General features: G+C 73.1%; 15 protein-coding genes. 6 read left to right on the plus strand and 9 right to left on the minus strand.

The window, feature by feature from the left end:
- Window positions 1-224: 224 nt before the first annotated feature.
- The 5 genes from G9H72_RS06425 to ctaC form a co-directional block, all read right to left on the minus strand.
- A complete protein-coding gene (locus G9H72_RS06425; RefSeq protein WP_166169118.1) occupies window positions 225-2,444 on the minus strand; it encodes a S8 family serine peptidase in 2,220 nt (739 codons plus the stop codon).
- A 168-nt stretch (window positions 2,445-2,612) separates the two neighbouring features.
- The gene (locus G9H72_RS06430; protein ID WP_166169120.1) at window positions 2,613-3,845 is read right to left on the minus strand and encodes a L,D-transpeptidase; all 1,233 of its coding nucleotides are present in this window, start codon (window positions 3,843-3,845) and stop codon (window positions 2,613-2,615) included.
- A gap of 168 nt (window positions 3,846-4,013) precedes the next feature.
- Window positions 4,014-4,409, minus strand: coding sequence for a cytochrome c oxidase subunit 4 (locus G9H72_RS06435; protein WP_166169122.1), 396 nt, complete (start codon window positions 4,407-4,409; stop codon window positions 4,014-4,016).
- Window positions 4,406-6,124, minus strand: a complete 1,719-nt coding sequence (gene ctaD, locus G9H72_RS06440) for an aa3-type cytochrome oxidase subunit I (protein WP_166169124.1) — start codon at window positions 6,122-6,124, stop codon at window positions 4,406-4,408. Before ctaD ends, G9H72_RS06435 begins: the two co-directional genes overlap by 4 nt.
- Window positions 6,121-6,939, minus strand: a complete 819-nt coding sequence (gene ctaC, locus G9H72_RS06445; RefSeq protein WP_166169126.1) for an aa3-type cytochrome oxidase subunit II — start codon at window positions 6,937-6,939, stop codon at window positions 6,121-6,123. Before ctaC ends, ctaD begins: the two co-directional genes overlap by 4 nt.
- A 286-nt stretch (window positions 6,940-7,225) precedes the next feature.
- Between ctaC and G9H72_RS06450 the strand changes: the two genes are divergently transcribed.
- Entirely contained in the window at window positions 7,226-8,386 is a 1,161-nt protein-coding gene (locus tag G9H72_RS06450) for a cysteine desulfurase family protein (RefSeq protein ID WP_166169128.1), read from the plus strand.
- Window positions 8,383-8,622 (plus strand): sulfurtransferase TusA family protein, encoded by a 240-nt coding sequence (locus G9H72_RS06455; protein WP_166169130.1) that lies wholly within the window; start codon window positions 8,383-8,385, stop codon window positions 8,620-8,622. Before G9H72_RS06450 ends, G9H72_RS06455 begins: the two co-directional genes overlap by 4 nt.
- Window positions 8,623-8,646: 24 nt before the next feature.
- Here G9H72_RS06455 and aat read toward each other — a convergent pair whose 3' ends face one another.
- The 4 genes from aat to erpA all read right to left on the minus strand — a co-directional run bounded on the left by aat (window position 8,647) and on the right by erpA (window position 11,564).
- A complete protein-coding gene (aat, locus tag G9H72_RS06460; protein WP_166169132.1) occupies window positions 8,647-9,327 on the minus strand; it encodes a leucyl/phenylalanyl-tRNA--protein transferase in 681 nt (226 codons plus the stop codon).
- Between the two features lie 20 nt (window positions 9,328-9,347).
- Window positions 9,348-10,334, minus strand: coding sequence for a carbohydrate kinase family protein (locus tag G9H72_RS06465; protein ID WP_166169134.1), 987 nt, complete (start codon window positions 10,332-10,334; stop codon window positions 9,348-9,350).
- Between the two features lie 121 nt (window positions 10,335-10,455).
- The gene (locus G9H72_RS06470) at window positions 10,456-11,055 is read right to left on the minus strand and encodes a DUF4115 domain-containing protein (protein WP_166169136.1); all 600 of its coding nucleotides are present in this window, start codon (window positions 11,053-11,055) and stop codon (window positions 10,456-10,458) included.
- Between the two features lie 143 nt (window positions 11,056-11,198).
- Window positions 11,199-11,564 (minus strand): iron-sulfur cluster insertion protein ErpA, encoded by a 366-nt coding sequence (erpA, locus tag G9H72_RS06475; protein ID WP_166169138.1) that lies wholly within the window; start codon window positions 11,562-11,564, stop codon window positions 11,199-11,201.
- Window positions 11,565-11,988: 424 nt separating this feature from the next.
- Between erpA and nadA the strand changes: the two genes are divergently transcribed.
- The 4 genes from nadA to G9H72_RS06495 all read left to right on the plus strand — a co-directional run bounded on the left by nadA (window position 11,989) and on the right by G9H72_RS06495 (window position 16,805).
- Window positions 11,989-13,158 carry a quinolinate synthase NadA gene (nadA, locus tag G9H72_RS06480; RefSeq protein WP_166169876.1) on the plus strand — a complete coding sequence of 390 codons (1,170 nt, stop codon included), beginning with the start codon at window positions 11,989-11,991 and terminating at the stop codon, window positions 13,156-13,158.
- 46 nt (window positions 13,159-13,204) lie between these two features.
- Window positions 13,205-14,584: an FAD-binding oxidoreductase gene (locus G9H72_RS06485; RefSeq protein WP_166169140.1), complete on the plus strand. Its 1,380-nt coding sequence runs from the start codon at window positions 13,205-13,207 to the stop codon at window positions 14,582-14,584.
- Window positions 14,585-14,603: 19 nt separating this feature from the next.
- Window positions 14,604-15,842, plus strand: a complete 1,239-nt coding sequence (locus G9H72_RS06490) for a class I SAM-dependent methyltransferase (protein ID WP_166169142.1) — start codon at window positions 14,604-14,606, stop codon at window positions 15,840-15,842.
- Between the two features lie 108 nt (window positions 15,843-15,950).
- Window positions 15,951-16,805, plus strand: a complete 855-nt coding sequence (locus G9H72_RS06495; RefSeq protein WP_166169144.1) for a GGDEF domain-containing protein — start codon at window positions 15,951-15,953, stop codon at window positions 16,803-16,805.
- Window positions 16,806-16,810 lie beyond the last annotated feature (5 nt).

Genomic DNA, 16,810 nt, shown 5'->3' on the forward strand with positions numbered 1-16,810 from the left:
GGTGGGCGACGGAGGGGGCGCGAGCAGCGGTGGTGCCCGCGTCTACCGTGCCCCCGACACCCTGCCGCCACGGCGCGCGACGGGCGGAGACTGCGGCCACCGCGCACGCCGCCGGCCGCCCGGCCCCATGAGGCCTCACCGGCGCTGCTCGCGCCGCGCGAGGCTCCCTCCCGCGGCCTGGCCCTGCCTGACCCCCTCGGCCGCGGGGCCCGGGCCACCAGCGCCTAGCGCCGCGCACGCACCGCCAACGGGCCGCTGATGACCGCGGCGTAGGCGCCCGCCCCCGCGTACACGAGCCGGAGGGTGCCGCTGCCCGGGACCCGCCAGGCGACGGACGCCGAGCCCTTCCTCGTCGTGCGCAGCGTGGCCACGACCCGCGGCTTGGGCCGGCCGACAGGGTCGAAGACGAGGGTCAGCGCCGCTCGCCGGACCGGGCGCAGCGAGCGTCCGTCGACGTACCCGAGCTTCGTGGACACCGTCACCCTGGTGCCCCTGCGGACCGGCCCGCGCGGGGTGACCCTGGTCGAGGACAGCCTGGTGGCCCACGGCGTGCGCACGGTGAGGACGGGGCTGTACGCCCCTGCCCCCACCGCGTTCACGAGCGCCACCCGCAGCCGGTAGGCCGTGCGCGGCCGCAGCCCGCTGACCGTCGCGGTCGTGTCACTGCTCGGGCGGTGCCTCACCGCGGCCCAGCCCCGGCCGGCGCTGACCTGGGCCATGTGGTCGATCACGGCGGAGCCGCCGTCGTACGGCGCGGCCCAGCTGACGGTGACCGACGTCGGCGTGACAGCCCGCCGGGCCAGAGCCGCCGGCGCCGACGGCACGGTCGCGAGCGTGGTCGCCGCGATCGGGGCCGTGAACTCGCTCCTGCCGACCTTGTTCACGGCGGCGACCCGTACCTGGTACGTCATGGCCGGCGACAGCCCCGGCAGCGTCAGCGACGCGACGGGCGACGGCGGGTGCGGGACGGCGGCCCACCTGACGCCGTCGGCCGAGTACTCGACCACGTGGTCCAGCAGCGGCGTGCCGCCGTCGGCCCCGGGCGTCCAGGTCACTTGCAGGGACGTCGCGGTGGCGGTGGCGGCCAGCGCGGTCGGCGGTGCCGGCAGCACCGGGACGGCCTGCACGAACGCGCTCGCGTTCAGCACCCCCGCCCCGCAGGTGGTCGGAGGGGCGCAGGTGAAGAGCGCGGCCGACGTCGGCGTCACCGGGCTCGCGGTGCGCGTCAGCAGGTCGGCGATCTCGGCCGTCGTCAGCGCCGGGTTGCGCTCGAGCGCGAGCGCGACCGCCCCGGAGACGTGCGGGGCGGCCATGCTCGTGCCGTTGTTCGCGCCGTACGTGGGGAGGCCGGTGGGGCTGCTGGCACCGGAGTCCACGACGGAGAGGATCCCGCTGTCGAGGTAGGACAGGTCGCCACCGGGCGCGGACAGCAGGACGTCGGGGCCGTAGTTCGAGTACGACGCACGGACGCCCTGGGCCGCGACGGCGCCGACGTTGACGACGTTGCGGCAGTTGCCCGGCCGAGCGCCGGCCGCGTCGACCGCGTCGTTGCCCGCGGCGGTGACGACCACGGCCCCGCGCGACGTCGCCAGGTCGATCGCCGTCTGGTAGGCACCGCAGCTCGCCTGGCTCCCGAGCGAGAGGTTGATGACCCGCGCCGGTGTGGGGTTGTCGGGGACGCCGGCCACACGGCCTCCGGACGCCCAGACGACGGCATCGAGGATGTCGCTGAGCAGGCCCCCGGCCCGCCCGAGCGCGCGGACGGGCAGCAGCGAGGCCTCGGGTGCCACGCCCACCATGCCGCCGTTGTTGGCCCCCGCCACGGCGCTGCCGGCCACGTGTGTCCCGTGCCAGCTGGACGGCTCGAAGTCGCCGTAGTCCCCCGTGTCGCTGTAGTCGGGGTCACGGCCGTCCCCGTCCCCCGCGGACTCCGGGGAGGAGATGAAGTCCCACCCGGGCAGGACGCGCCCGGTGAACTCCCCGCTCTCGGCGCGCAGGCCGGTGTCGACGACCGCGACGACCACTCCCCTGCCGGTGGCCAGTGGCCAGGCACCGGCCAGGCCGGCGCCGCCCGGCACCGCAGGCGGTGCCTGCAGCGCCCACTGCTGGGGGTAGAGCGGGTCGGAGGGCGGCGAGGGGAGGGCACGCAGGTGCTCGGTGGTGTCCGGGTAGACCTCCCGCCCCGGAAAGCGCTCGCGCAGCTGGGCGAGGGTGGCGCCCGGCGGGGCCACGACCTTCTGGTGCACCGGCACCTGGTCACCGTCCATGGCCCGGTCGGCGCTCCGCGGGTCCACGACGACCCAACGTGTCCCGCCCGCCCGGCCGATCCCGAGGCCGGTGTCGCTCCCCGTGCTCGCGCCGGCAGCCGGCGCGGCGACCCCGGTGGCCAGCAGTGCCGCCACGGGCACCACCAGCCCGGCACGCCGCAGAGTCGCAGTGCGCACGCGTCCCCCTCGCTGCTCAGCAGCGGCAGGGGCCCGCGCCCCGCCGCCGCACGCCACCCACCGTCCCCGCCTGGGGTGCAGCCGTCAACGAGCGGGGCTGCCGCCCGGGCAACAGCCCGAAGGCCCGGACACCGCGGTGCCGGGCCTTCGCGACGGTGCCGAACGCGCTCAGGCGAGGGCGCTGCCCTCGAGCCAGTCCTTCCAGGAGACGTTCCAGTCGGTCCACCCGTTGCCCGGCTCGAGCTCGCGCGAGGAGCCCACGACCTTCACGACGTCCCCGACGAGCGAGTTGTCGAACAGCCGCTTGGCGTCGGACATGCTCATTCCCACGCAGCCGTGGCTGACGTTGGCGGACCCCTGCGAGCCGGTCGACCACGGCGCGGCGTGGACGAACTCCCCGGAGTTGGTCACCCGCATCGCGAAAGGGACGTCCAGTCGGTAGTACTCCGGGTCGCCCTGCGAGATGCCGGTCGTCGCGGCGTCCATGACCTTCATCTCGTACTTCTCGCTGATGACCTTGGTCCCGCCGCGGGTGAGGAAGCCGCCCTTGCCCGTCGTCACGGGGATGGTCGCCCAGACCTTGCCGTTGCGGCGCACGACCATGCGGTGCTTGCTCACGTCGACGGTGCTGATCATCGACGCCCCGACCGAGAACTTGATCTCCCGGTCGGACTCGCTGGTCCCCCAGGCCCCGTCCTCGGCGGCGATGCCGTTGAGGGCCACCGCAAGGGTGACCTTGGTGTTCGACGGCCAGAAGACCTTCGGGCGGTAGTGCACCTCGCGGTCGCTCATCCAGCTCCACGCGCCCGGGGCGGACTTGCTCGAGGTCACCGTGAGGCCCTTCTCCACCGCGGCCTTCTGCGCGTCCGGCACGTCGGCGTTGAGCCGCACGACGATCGGCATGCCGACCCCGACCGTGCTGCCGGTCAGCGGGGAGATGGCGGTGTCGAGCACCTCGGACGGCCGCACGGTCGTGAACCGCGTCGTCCTGGCGGCGACGCGGCCCTCGGTGTCGCGAGCCGTGGTCCTGACGGTGTAGCGCGTCGCCGGCTCGAGCGGCTCCTCCGGCTCCCAGGTCTTGCCGTCCGCGGCCAGCGCTCCGGGGACCCGGTCGCCGTCCGCGTCGGTGACCACGACCCCGCGCAGGGCACCCCCGGTCACCGTGAGGACCACGTCGGAGTCCAGGCCGACGCCGCGGGCACCGCCGGTGGGGCTGACGACGATCTGCGCGGCCGAGGCCGACGCCGACGCGCTGGGCGTGCTGCCGGAGACCGCGGCGATCGCCTCGGAGTTGCCCGAGTCGCACGAGGCGAGCGCCGGCACGAGGGCGAGCGCGCTGACGGTTGCGACGAGCTGGAGGACGCGCCGCGCGCGCGGCACCCCCGTGGACGTGCAGGACACCGGTCCTCCGATCGAGAGCATCCCTGGCCACCGACGCAGCGCAGGACGACCCAAGTCTCCCCGATCGCCGCGTCCAGGGCCAGCAACGACCCGCCCGCGGGCCGAGTGCCCCATCTCACGCCCCGCCGGATGAACCTCCGGCGGGGCGTCGAGCGCGGCCTCGCGCCGTCAGTGCGAGTGCTCTCCGCGGTAGTACTCGAAGACCATGCCGATCACGGCCATGATGAGCGCAGCCGCACCGAGGCCGACGAGCCACCAGCCGAACACCAGCCCGAGCGTCACGAGGGCAGCGCCGGAGGCGACCGCGAGCGGCCACCAGCTGGTGGGGCTGAAGAACCCGATCTCCCCCGCGCTCTCGGCGATCTCGGCGTCCTTGCGGTCCTCGGGCCGCAGCCCGATGCGCCGAGCGGTGAACAGCGTGTAGAAGCCGACCAGCAGGCTCAGCCCGGCGGTGAACGCGAGGGCCGTCGTCCCGACGGGCTCCTGGATGACGACGCCGTAGATGATCGCGATCGCGCCGAAGAAGATGACGCCGGACGCGAACAGCCAGCCCTCGACCTTCATCGGCGGTCCTCCAGGTCCGGCTCCCCAGCGATCTGGTCGAGCAGCGTCTTGCCGGGCGTCGGGGTGTCGACGCGCGGCACCTCCGGGTGGTGCAGGTCGAACGCCGGCCGCTCGGAGCGGATGCGCGGCAGCTCGAGGAAGTTGTGCCGCGGCGGCGGGCACGAGGTGGCCCACTCGAGGCTGTTGCTGTAGCCCCACGGGTCGTCGACCGTGACGCGGCGCCCGCTCTTGGACGTCTTCCACACGTTGTAGAGGAACGGGAGCATCGAGGCGCCGAGCAGGAACGCTCCGATGGAGGACACCGTGTTGAGCGTGGTGAACCCGTCCGCAGCGAGGTAGTCGGCGTAGCGGCGCGGCATGCCCTCGGCCCCCAGCCAGTGCTGGACCAGGAAGGTGAGGTGAAAGCCGATGAACAGCAGCCAGAAGTGCAGCTTGCCGAGCCGCTCGTCCAGCATCCGTCCGGTGAACTTCGGCCACCAGAAGTAGAAGCCGGCGAAGGTGGCGAACACGACCGTGCCGAACACCACGTAGTGGAAGTGCGCCACGACGAAGTACGAGTCGTTCGCCTGGAAGTCCAGCGGCGGCGAGGCGAGGATCATGCCCGTGAGGCCACCGAAGAGGAAGGTCACCAGGAAGCCGATGCACCAGAGCATCGGGGTCTCGAAGGTGATCGACCCGCGCCACATGGTGCCGACCCAGTTGAAGAACTTCACGCCGGTGGGCACGGCGATGAGGAACGTCATCAGGGAGAAGAACGGCAGTGAGACCGCTCCGGTCGGATACATGTGGTGCGCCCAGACCGTCGCCGACAGCCCCGCGATGGCGATCGTGGCGAAGACCAGGCCCTTGTAGCCGAAGATCGGCTTTCGACTGAAGACCGGGATGATCTCGCTGACGATCCCGAAGAACGGCAGCGCGATGATGTAGACCTCGGGATGGCCGAAGAACCAGAACAGGTGCTGGTAGAGGATCGCCCCGCCGTTGGCCGGGTCGAAGATGTGCGTCCCGAAGTTGCGGTCGGTGAACAGGCCGAACAGCGCCGCGGTGAACACCGGGAAGGCGAGCAGCACGAGCACGCTCGTGAGCAGGATGTTCCAGGTGAAGATCGGCATGCGGAACATCGTCATGCCCGGGGCGCGCATGCAGAAGATCGTGGTGATGAAGTTGACGCCCGCAAGGATCGTCGAGAAGCCGGAGAGGATGACGCCGGCGACGGCGAGGTCAGCTCCCACGCTCGGTGAGTAGATCGTCGACAGCGGTGTGTACATGTACCACCCGAAGTCGGCCGCGCCCTCCGGCGTGAAGAACCCCGCTGCGGCGATGAGGCCACCGAACAGGAACAGGTAGTAGCCCAGCATGTTCAGCCGCGGGAACGCCACGTCAGCCGTGCCGATCTGCAGCGGCATGATGATGTTGCCGAAACCCACGAACGTCGGCGTCGCGAAGAAGAGCAGCATGATGACGCCATGCATCGTGAAGAGCTGGTTGTACTGCTCCTCACTGACGAAGTCGAGCCCCGGCCGCGCCAGCTCGGCCCGGATGACGAGCGCCAGGATGCCGCCGACCAGGAAGAACGCGAACGACGTGATGAGGTACATGTAGCCGATGACCTTGTGGTCCGTGGACGTCAGCCACGAGACCAGGATGCGGCCCTTCGACTTCCCCCGGGGAATGGCGCTCTCGTTGAGCACCTCGGGGTTCTGGATCGCTGTCATTCCGATTCCGTCTCGTCGGTCTCAGGGTCGATCGTCAGGCTGTCGTCGGACCGCGGCTGCTCGGGCCCGCTCACGCCGGTCAGGTCGCCGACGTTGCCCGCCGCGCGCAGCTCCTCGAGGTGCCGGTCGTACTCCTCGCGCTCGACCACGGCGACGTTGAAGAGCATCCGCGCGTGGTACGTGCCGCAGAGCTCGGCGCACTTGCCGGCGTAGATGCCGGTCTTGGTGGGCGTCAGCTCGAAGCTGTTGACCCGGCCGGGGATCATGTCCATCTTGTAGAGGAACTGCGGCACCCAGAACGCGTGGATGACGTCACGCGCCACCACGTCGAAGTGGACCTTCTCCCCCACCGGCAGGTAGAGCGTCGGCGGCTCCCCCGGGGTCCCGCTCTCGAAGACGCCGGCGTCGAGGTAGTTGAAGTCCCAGCTCCACCGCTTGCCGACGACGCTGACGTTGACCGCCGCGTCGTTGTTGACCTCGGTGATCTCGTTCTGGTCGCGCGCGGTGAAGTAGAAGTAGACGAGGACCATGACGATCGGGAGCGTCGTGTAGAGCACCTCGACCGGCAGGTTGTAGCGCACCTGCGGCGGCAGCCCGGTGTCCGTCGCCTTGCGGCGGTAGACGACGCAGGCGCCGAGGATCAGCGCCCACATGATCGCGCCGGTGATGAACGCCGCTGCCCAGGCGCCCTGCCAGAGCGTCTCGATGCGCTGGGAGTGGTCGGTGACGCCTTCGGGCAGGCCACCCCGGGCCCACTGGTCGTTGAGCTCGGAGGAGCAGCCGCTCAGCACCAGGGGCGCGAGCGTGAAGAGCATGAGGGGACGTCGCCACTTGCGCCGCGGCTTCAGCGCCGCGCTGGGCGGGCTGGCCGGCGATGTGGCCCGAGGACCGTACGGACGCACTCGCAACCCTTCTCCCGCGGCGCTGGCCGAACCCTGCCGTGAGGGAAGCCCGACGCCGGTCGAACTCGTTTTTCCTGGCTTGCAGACAGTACTACCGGGCTCCGGGCGGTGCTTGGCGGGGCACGCTGAGCGATGGTCTGTGCGGTGGAGCACGCGCTCGAACCGGCCGTGCGCGCTGCCGGGTTGGCATGCTGGAGCCATGGCGGGAGCGCGGGCGTACCTCGACGCGGCTGCCGGCGAGCCACTCGCGCCCGTCGCGCGGGAGGCCCTGCTCGCGGCGCTCGACGACGGGTGGGCCGACCCCCGCCGCCTGTACGCCGAGGGCCGGCGGGCCGCGCTGCTGCTCGACGCGGCCCGCGCGTCCGTGGCGGCCGTCCTGGGCGCGCAGCCGGACGAGGTGTCCTTCACCGGGTCGGGCACCGCCGCCGTCCACCTCGGCGTCCTCGGCGGGCTGGCCAGGCGCCCCGGCAGCCCGGGCGGGGCGTACGGCCGGCTGGTCACGAGCGCCGTGGAGCACTCGGCCGTGCTGTCGGCGGGGGCGCACGCGGAGCGCGGCGGCGGCGAGGTCGCGACGATCGCGGTGGACCGCCAGGGCCGGGTGGCGCTGGGCGCCTTCACGGACGCGGTCCGGGAGCCCGGCACGTCCCTCGCAGCCCTCCAGTCGGCCAACCAGGAGGTCGGGACGGTGCAGCCGGTGGCGGCGGCGCACGCGGCCTGCGCCGAGGCCGGGGTCCCGCTGCTGGTCGACGCCGCTCAGACCGTCGGGCGCATGCCCGTGCCGCCCTGGGACCTGCTGACGGCCAGCGCGCACAAGTGGGGTGGCCCGCCGGGGGTCGGCGTCCTCGCCGTGCGCCGCGCCGTCCGCTGGCGTGCCCCGCTGCCGGTGGACGAGGCGGAGGGTGGCCGGGTGCCCGGCGCGCTCGACCTGCCCGCCGTCCTCGCCGCCGCGACGGCGCTGGAGGCAGCCGTTGCGGGCGCCGCGGCCGAGGCAGCGCGGCAGCGCGCGCTGGTGGCCCGGCTGCGCGAAGAGCTGGCGCGGCGGGTCCCGGACGTCGAGGTCGTGGGCGATCCCGACGACCGCCTCCCCCACGTGCTGACCTTCTCCTGCCTCTTCGTCGACGGGGAGGCACTGGTCACCGAGCTGGACCGGCTCGGGGTCTCGGTCGGCTCGGGCTCGGCGTGCACCGCCAGCACGCTGCGGCCGAGCCACGTGCTCGCCGCGATGGGCGTCCTCACCCACGGCAACGTCCGGGTCTCCCTCCCCCGCGGGGTGCGGGCGGCGGACGTCGAGCGGCTGCTGGACGTGCTGCCGGGCGTCGTGCAGGGCCTGCGTGAGCGTGCGGGGGTGGCGGGGCTGTGAGCGAGGAGGCGCTGGGCCTCGAGGTGGACGCGCTCGGGCGCCGCTGCCCGCTGCCGGTCATCGAGCTCGCTCGCCACGTCGGCGACGTGGAGGTGGGCGGGCTGGTCGCCGTCCTGGCCGACGACGAGGCGGCCCGCGTCGACGTGCCGGCCTGGTGCCGCCTGCGCGGCCACGAGTACGCCGGCGAGCGGCCGCGCGAGCGCGGCGCGGCGTACGTCGTCCGCCGGCTGCACTGACGCCGGCTCCGCGGTCAGGTGCGCTCAGCGCCGCCCGTCGTCGAAGGCCGTCGGGAGCGGCAGCTCGAGCGCGGCGCGCAGCAGCCGCAGGTAGCGGCGCCGGCTGACCTCGACGACCCCGAGGGAGGCCAGGTGCGGAGTGCTCCACTGCACGTCGAGCAGCCGGGGGACGCCGTCCTCACCGAGCATGCGCACCAGCGAGACCAACGCCACCTTCGAGGCGTCGACGGCCCGGTGGAACATCGACTCCCCGGCGAACAGCCCGCCGATGGCGACTCCGTAGAGCCCGCCGACGAGCTCGCCCCCCTCCCACGCCTCCACCGAGTGCGCCCATCCGAGCTCGTGCAGCCGCTGGTAGCCGGCCCGGATCTCGTCGTCGATCCAGGCGCCGTCCCGGCGCGGGTCCGCGCAGGCGGCCACGACGTCGGCGAAAGCGGTGTCCACGGTGACGGTGTAGCGACGGAGCGAGCGTCGCAGCGACCGGCTCACCTGCAGCCCGTCGAGCGGCAGGATGCCGCGCGGACCCGGCGACCACCAGGCCAGCGGGCCGTGCACGCCGTCCAGCCGCATCGGGAAGATCCCGCTGCGGTACGCGGCGAGCAGCGTCCCGGGCTCGAGGTCGGCTCCCACCCCGGCGACCTCCCCGAGCAGGGGCGCCCCGGCGCGCGGGAGCGCCCAGCGCGTGGGCGGCGGCTCGACGGGCACGCCGTGCTCGCCCCGGTGGGCTAGCCCGCGAGCGCGGCGACGTGCTCGCGCAGGTCCGCGGCCGCGTCATCGCCGTAGGTGCCCGCCAGCCGCTCGAGGAAGGCGGTGGGCTCGAGGGTGTACTCCTGCGGCCCCACCGTCTCCAGGACGAGCGCGGCGACGATGGCACCGACCTGGCACGCACGCTCGAGCGGGGCGCCCCAGCTCGTGGCCGCGAGGAAGCCGGCGCGGAACGCGTCGCCGACCCCGGTCGGGTCGACCTCGTCGGTCACGGTGGCGGCACCGACGCGCACGGAGGGCTCGCCCTTGCGCTCCACCAGCACGCCGAGCGAGCCGAGCGTGGTCACGCGGGTCTGCACCCGGTCGAGCAGGTCGTCGGCCGACCAGCCGGTCTTCTGCTCGATGAGCGCGGCCTCGTACTCGTTGGTGAAGAGGTACGCGGCCCCGTCGACCAGGTCGCGGACCTCGTCACGGTGCATCCGGGCCAGCTGCTGGGAGGGGTCCGCCGCGAACGGGACGCCGAGCTCGCGGCACTCGCGGGTGTGCCGGACCATCGCCGCGGGGTCGTTCGGGCTGATCAGCACCAGGTCGAGCCCCCCGGTCCGGTCCAGCACCGGCCGCAGCGCGATGTCGCGCGCCTCGGACATCGCCCCGGGGTAGAACGAGGCGATCTGGTTGTGGTCGGCGTCCGTCGTGCAGACGAAGCGCGCGGTGTGGCGGCTCGTCGAGTACGCCACCGAGCCGCAGTCGACGCCGTGCGCCTCCAGCCACTGCTGGTAGTCACCGAAGTCCGCCCCGACGGCGCCGACGAGCACCGGGCGCACGCCCAGCTGGCCGAGGCTGAAGGCGATGTTGGCGGCGACGCCGCCACGGCGCAGCTCCAGGTCGTCGACCAGGAAGGACAGCGAGATCTTGTCCAGCTTCTCGGCCACGAGGGAGTCCGTGAACCGGCCGGGGAACCGCATCAGGTGGTCTGTCGCGATGGAGCCGGTGACGGCGATGCGCACGGGCGCTGCTCCTGGGGTCTGAGGTGGGCGGCTGGCGGCGCTGGACCCTAGCACCGGCTCGTTGCCGGAAGGGGCGCGGCGCGTAGCGCCCCGGCGCCCCGGGGCGGGGGGGGCTCGTCGGTCAGTCGGCGGGCGCGGGAACGCGCCGGTCGACGACGGTGAAGCGGAGCGGGGTGCCGTACTCGCCGCGGTAGCGTGCCGGGGACCCGGCGACGGAGTACTGCACGCCGCCGGCGTTGCCCAGGATGATGTCGTACTCGCGGGCGCCGTCGTAGCGCCGGGTCTGGCCCTTGCGCAGCGTGCCCTCCCCGACGATGACGCCGTCGCCGCGGATGCGGTACCAGCACGTCCCGGTCGCCGTGAGGACGAGGCCCGGGGCGTCGGCCGCCGGTGCCGCCGTCGCCCCTGGCCCGGCCGGGGCGGGAGCGCGTGCCGTGCCGGTGGGCCGGGGAGCCCCCGTGGCCGCGGGGCGCGGCGTCCCCGTCGGCGCCGTGGGCGAGCTGTCCGTGGGGCTGGCCGTCGAGCTGGGGGCGGGCGACGCCGACGGCGACCGGCTCGCGCTGGCCGACGACGACCGGCTCGCGCTGGCCGACGGCGACCGGCTCGCGCTGGGCGACGCGGCGCCGGTCCCGGGTGCGCCGACGGGGGCGGCGTCGGACTCCTGCCCGTCCCCGGGGAACCCGCCCGCAGCAGCCACCGCGCCGGCGACGAGCGCCAGCACGACAAGGACCGCCGCGCCGAGAGACGCGACGGCCCGTGCCTTCGAGCTGCTCCGCGCGTGAGCCGCGGGGGCGGCATGCCTGCCGCCCCCGCTCGGCCGGGGAGCACTCGGCTCCCCTGGCGAACGCAGGTGTTGTGGCCCGCTCAGTGGAACGAGTCCCCGCAGGCGCAGGAGTTCTGCGCGTTGGGGTTGTCGATCGTGAAGCCCTGCTTCTCGATCGTGTCGGTGAAGTCGATCACCGCGCCGGTGAGGTAGGGCGCGCTCATGCGGTCGACCACGACACCGACCCCGTCGAACTTCCTGACGACGTCGCCGTCGAGCGAGCGCTCGTCGAAGAAGAGCTGGTAGCGCAGCCCGGAGCAGCCACCGGGCTGCACCGCGACACGCAGCTGAAGGTCCGTGCGGCCCTCCTGCTCCAGCAGGCTACGGACCTTGCTGGCCGCGACGTCCGTGAGGACGATGCCGTCCGCGACCTCGGTGCCGGCGAGGGTCTGGTCCGAAACAGTCATGCTGCAGGGGCTCCTGTCCTGATGCCTCCCGGGGCCGGGTGCCGACCCCGAGTCTCTCAGGGGTCCAACACCGACGGCTGCCCGTTGCTTCCACGTCCATGGAAGCACATGAGAGGGACGATCTCCCCCTTCGATCGAGCGATGCGCCGAGATGGTTCCCGGCGCTCGCCGGGCGGATCACCGTCGGTAGTCCTGCCGGAACCGCGGGTTCGGGAAGGGGGCGCCCACCTCGCGTGTTGCACGTGTCACGACGCGGCTGGAGCGTGGCCAACATCCCCTCCGACGCGACAGGCCGTGGGAAGATGCCGATCCCCCTGAACGACCCGGGAGACCCGTGAGCCCAACGTCCGCTGCCGCCCCCGCCCCCGAGGCCACTCCGGCGCCGTCGTCCCCGCCGACGCCGGCCACCGGGCTCGGGCTGGGCGTGACCCCGTCGCCGCTGGCGCTGCTGCTGCTCGGTCGCGACAGGGACCTGTCCAGCGAGCGCGGCGTCGACTGCCCCGGCGACCTGCCGGCGCCGAGCGACCCGGGCCTGGCCGAGCGTGCCCGCCGGGCCCGCGCCGCGCTGGGGGATCGGGCGTTCGTGCTCGGCCACCACTACCAGCGCGACGAGGTCATCGAGTTCGCGGACGTCACCGGGGACTCCTTCAAGCTGGCGCAGCAGGCCGCGGCCCGGCCCGAGGCCGAGTTCGTCCTCTTCTGCGGCGTGCACTTCATGGCCGAGTCCGCGGACATCCTCACCTCTGCCGAGCAGCAGGTTGTGCTCCCTGACCTCGCCGCGGGCTGCTCGATGGCTGACATGGCGGCTCTCGGCCAGGTCGAGGACGCCTGGGAGGTGCTCCGCGAGGCCGGGCTGGCCGCGTCGACCGTGCCCGTGGCGTACATGAACTCCAGCGCCGCGATCAAGGCGTTCACCGGGCGCAACGGCGGCACCATCTGCACCTCCTCCAACGCCGACCGGTCCCTGCGCTGGGCCTTCGAGCGCGGCGAGCGGGTGCTCTTCCTGCCCGACCAGCACCTCGGCCGCAACACCGCCGTCCTCCAGCTCGGCCTCTCGCTCGAGGACTGCGTGGTCTACAACCCGCACAAGCCCGGCGGCGGGGTCACCCTCGAGCAGCTGCGCGCGGCGAAGATGATCCTCTGGCGCGGCCACTGCTCGGTGCACGGCCGGTTCTCCAGGGACAACGTCGACGACGTGCGTGCCCGCATCCCCGGGGTCAACGTCCTTGTCCACCCGGAGTGCCGCCACGACGTCGTCACCGCCGCGGACTCGGTCGGCTCGACCGAGCACATCATCCGCACCCTGGAGCAGGCGCCGGCGGGCTCGGCGTGGGCCGTCGGCACCGAGCTCAACCTGGTGTCCCGGCTGGCCAAGGCCCACCCGGACAAGCAGGTCGTGTTCCTCGACAAGACCGTCTGCTACTGCTCGACCATGAACCGCATCGACCTGCCCCACCTGGTCTGGGCGCTGGAGTCGCTCGTCGCGGGGCGTGTGGTCAACCGGATCGTCGTCGACGGGGACACCGCGCACTGGGCCAAGGTCGCGCTGGAGCGGATGCTCGCGCTTCCCGGCAGCGGCACGACGCGCGGGTGATCCCCGGCGACGGTAGTTGCCTCAGGACCGGGCGTAGGGTCGGCCCGTGGCAGTTGTCGGGGCCGACCGGGCCGGGTACGAGCGCCGTCGCGAGCGGTTGTTGCAGGACTACGCAGCGATACCAGCCGGGGCGCCCGTCCGGCTGAGGAAGCGGACGTCGAACCTCTTCCGTACGCGCCGCCCGGTCCCCACCCCCGGCCTCGACGTGAGCGGGTTCGACGGGGTCGTCTCGGTCGACCCGGACGCCCGGACGGCGGACGTGCAGGGCATGACGACGTACGAGCACCTGCTCGACGTCACCCTGGCGCACGGCCTCGCCCCCCTGGTCGTGCCGCAGCTGAAGACCATCACGCTGGGCGGCGCCGTCACCGGGCTCGGCATCGAGTCGACGTCCTTCCGCAACGGCCTCCCCCACGAGTCCGTCCTCGAGATGGACGTGCTCACCGGCGACGGCCGAGTCCTCACCGTCACCCCGGACAACGAGCACGCGCGGCTCTTCTCCGGCTTCCCCAACTCCTACGGGACGCTGGGCTACGCCCTGCGGCTCACGATCGAGCTCGAGCCCGTCGCACCGTACGTCCGGCTGGCCCACGTGCCGTTCACCGGAGCAGGCGAGCTCTTCGCGGCGATGGACGAGGCCGTCCGGGACGGCCTGTGGCAGGGGGAGCCCGTCCACTTCGTCGACGCGACGGCGTTCAGCGGGAGCGAGCTCTACCTCACCCTGGGCTCCTGGTCAGACACCGCGCCGTCCGTGTCCGACTACACGGGCATGGGCATCTACTACCGGTCCTTGCAGACCCGGCGCGAGGACCATCTGACCGCCCGTGACTACTACTGGCGCTGGGACACGGACTGGTTCTGGTGCTCGCGGGCCTTCGGCGCGCAGAACCCCCGTGTCCGCCGGCTCTGGCCCAAGCGCTACCTGCGCAGCGACGCCTACTGGAAGCTCATCGCGCTGGAGTCCCGCTACCACGTGGGTGAGCGGCTCGACCGCGCCAAGGGCAAGCCCCCGGCCGAGCGCGTGGTCCAGGACGTCGAGGTGCCGATCTCCCGGGCTGCGGAGTTCCATGCCTGGCTCTCGGCGCAGACCGGCATCCAGCCCATCTGGGCCTGCCCGCTCCGTCAGCGCGACCCGTCGAAGACCTGGGACCTCTACGTCATGGATCCACAGATCACGTATGTGAACTTCGGGTTCTGGTCCACGGTGCCGCTCGCGCCGGGACAGTCCGACGGGCACCACAACCGCCGCATCGAGGAGAAGGTCCAGGAGCTCGGCGGGCGCAAGTCGCTCTACTCGACCTCCTTCTACGAGGAGGACGAGTTCTGGTCCCTCTACGGCGGCGAGGCCTACGCGCAGTTGAAGAAGGAGTACGACCCGCAGGGGCGGCTGCTCGACCTCTACTCCAAGACCGTTCGGCAGCACTGAGACGAGAAGGGGGCCCAGCATGAGGATCGCCGAAGCCTTCGAGGCCGTCGTCGGCCCGAGCGCGCCCGTCGCCTGGCGCGCGTACGACGGGAGCACGGCCGGGCCAGCGGACGCGGAGGTCACGATCCACCTGCGCTCCCCGCGGGCCGTCGCGTACGTCGTGACCTCGCCGGGGGAGCTGGGGCTGGGGCGGGCGTACGTCTCCGGCGAGCTCGACGTGGAGGGCGACGTCTACACGGCGCTCGCGTCGCTGTCGCAGGCCTCGATCGACCGGGTCTCCTGGCCTCAGCGGCTGGAGGTGATGCGCTCGCTCGGCCCCTCGGCGCTCAAGCCGCCGCCGCGCCCGGCCGAGGAGGTCGTGCTGCGCGGCGGCCGCCACTCCAAGCGCCGCGACAGCGAGGCGATCTCGCACCACTACGACATCTCGAACACGTTCTACGAGCACGTCCTCGGCCCGTCGATGGCCTACACGTGCGCGGTCTACCCCACGCTCGACGCGACGCTCGAGCAGGCCCAGGAGAACAAGTTCGACCTGGTCTGCCGCAAGCTCGGCCTGCAGCCCGGGCAGCGGCTGCTCGACGTCGGGTGCGGGTGGGGCGGCATGGTCATGCACGCTGCGCAGCACTACGGCGTGCAGGCGCTCGGCGTCACCCTCTCGCGCCGGCAGGCCGAGTGGGCGCAGAAGGCCATCGCGGACGCGGGCCTCGCCGACCGGGCCGAGGTGCGTTTCCTGGACTACCGGGACGCGCCGGGTGAGGCGTTCGACGCGGTCAGCTCCATCGGGCTGACCGAGCACATCGGACGGCGTGAGCTGGCGAGCTACTTCAGCCAGCTGCGGTCGAAGCTCAAGCCGGGCGGGCGGCTGCTCAACCACTGCATCACCCGCCCCACCACGCTCGAGGGGCCGCTGAAGAAGAAGGGCTTCATCAACCGCTACGTCTTCCCGGACGGCGAGCTGATGGGCGTCGGCACGATCATCGCCGCGATGCAGGACAACGGCCTCGAGGTCCGTCACGAGGAGTCGCTGCGCGAGCACTACGCGATGACCTTGCGCGACTGGGGCCGCAACCTCGAGGCCAACTGGGACGCGGCGGTACGCGAGGTCGGCGTCGGCCGGGCCCGCGTCTGGCGGCTCTACATGGCCGGATGCCGGGTCTCCTTCGAGCGACGCGGGATCGAGCTGCACCAGGTGCTCGGGGCAAGAACGCACGACGACGGGGACGCCGCGATGCCGCTGCGGCCGGACTGGGGGGTCTGACGGCGCACCGCAGCCGGGCGCTCGGCGCGTACGGCTGCGCGCGGCCCGGCTCAGCGCCTACCGTTCCCTCGATCTTCGGCACAGCGGCCGGGCTCGGGGAAGGCGACGATGGGGACTGGCACGCGTGCTGCGCACCAGGCGTTCGAGGACGCGCCTAGCGCGATGGTGATCTGCACCCCGCAGGGGGTGGTGCTCGAGGCCAACGACGCCCTGTCCGACCTCCTCGGCCGCTCGACCGGCTCGCTGGTCGGCACGTCGTTGTTCGAGATCACGCACCCGGAGGACGCGTCGGCCGCGCACGCCGCCTGCGCCTCGTTGAACGAGGGCGGGAGCACCAGCCGGCTGCGCTGCCGGCTCCTCACCGGCCACGGCGCCGCTGTCCGCGTGATGGTGAACTCACGGCTCGTCGAGCGCAGCGGCACCCAGCACATCGTGATGGTCGTGGACGACATGACCGACCTGCAGGCGGCCCAGGAGCACCTGACCCACCTGGCCCTGCACGACCCGCTGACCGGGCTGGCCAACCGCCGGCTCCTCGACGACCGGCTCGCCCAGGCGGTGGCAGCGCTGGAGCGCAGCGGCTCGCACGTGGCGGTCCTCTACCTCGACCTCGACGGGTTCAAGGCGGTCAACGACCGGCACGGGCACGCGACCGGGGACATCGCCCTCTGCGAGGTCGCCTCGCGGCTGTCGGCGGAGCTGCGCGCCGTGGACACGGCCAGCCGCATCGGCGGGGACGAGTTCGCCGTGCTCGCGGTGGACGTCACCGAGGAGCAGGCGCTCGCGCTCGCCGGGCGGCTGGCCCAGGCGGTGGCCGAGCCCATCGGCCACGAGGGCGGCGAGCTCCGGCTCTCGGCGTCCGTCGGGGTGGCGCTCGGCCACCCGTCCGACTCCCCGGCCGACGTCCTGGCCCGCGCGGACCGGGCGATGTACGACCTGCGGGCCGCCCGGGCGCGGGCCTGAGGCAG

Source organism: Motilibacter aurantiacus, assembly GCF_011250645.1.
Classification (GTDB): domain Bacteria; phylum Actinomycetota; class Actinomycetes; order Motilibacterales; family Motilibacteraceae; genus Motilibacter_A; species Motilibacter_A aurantiacus.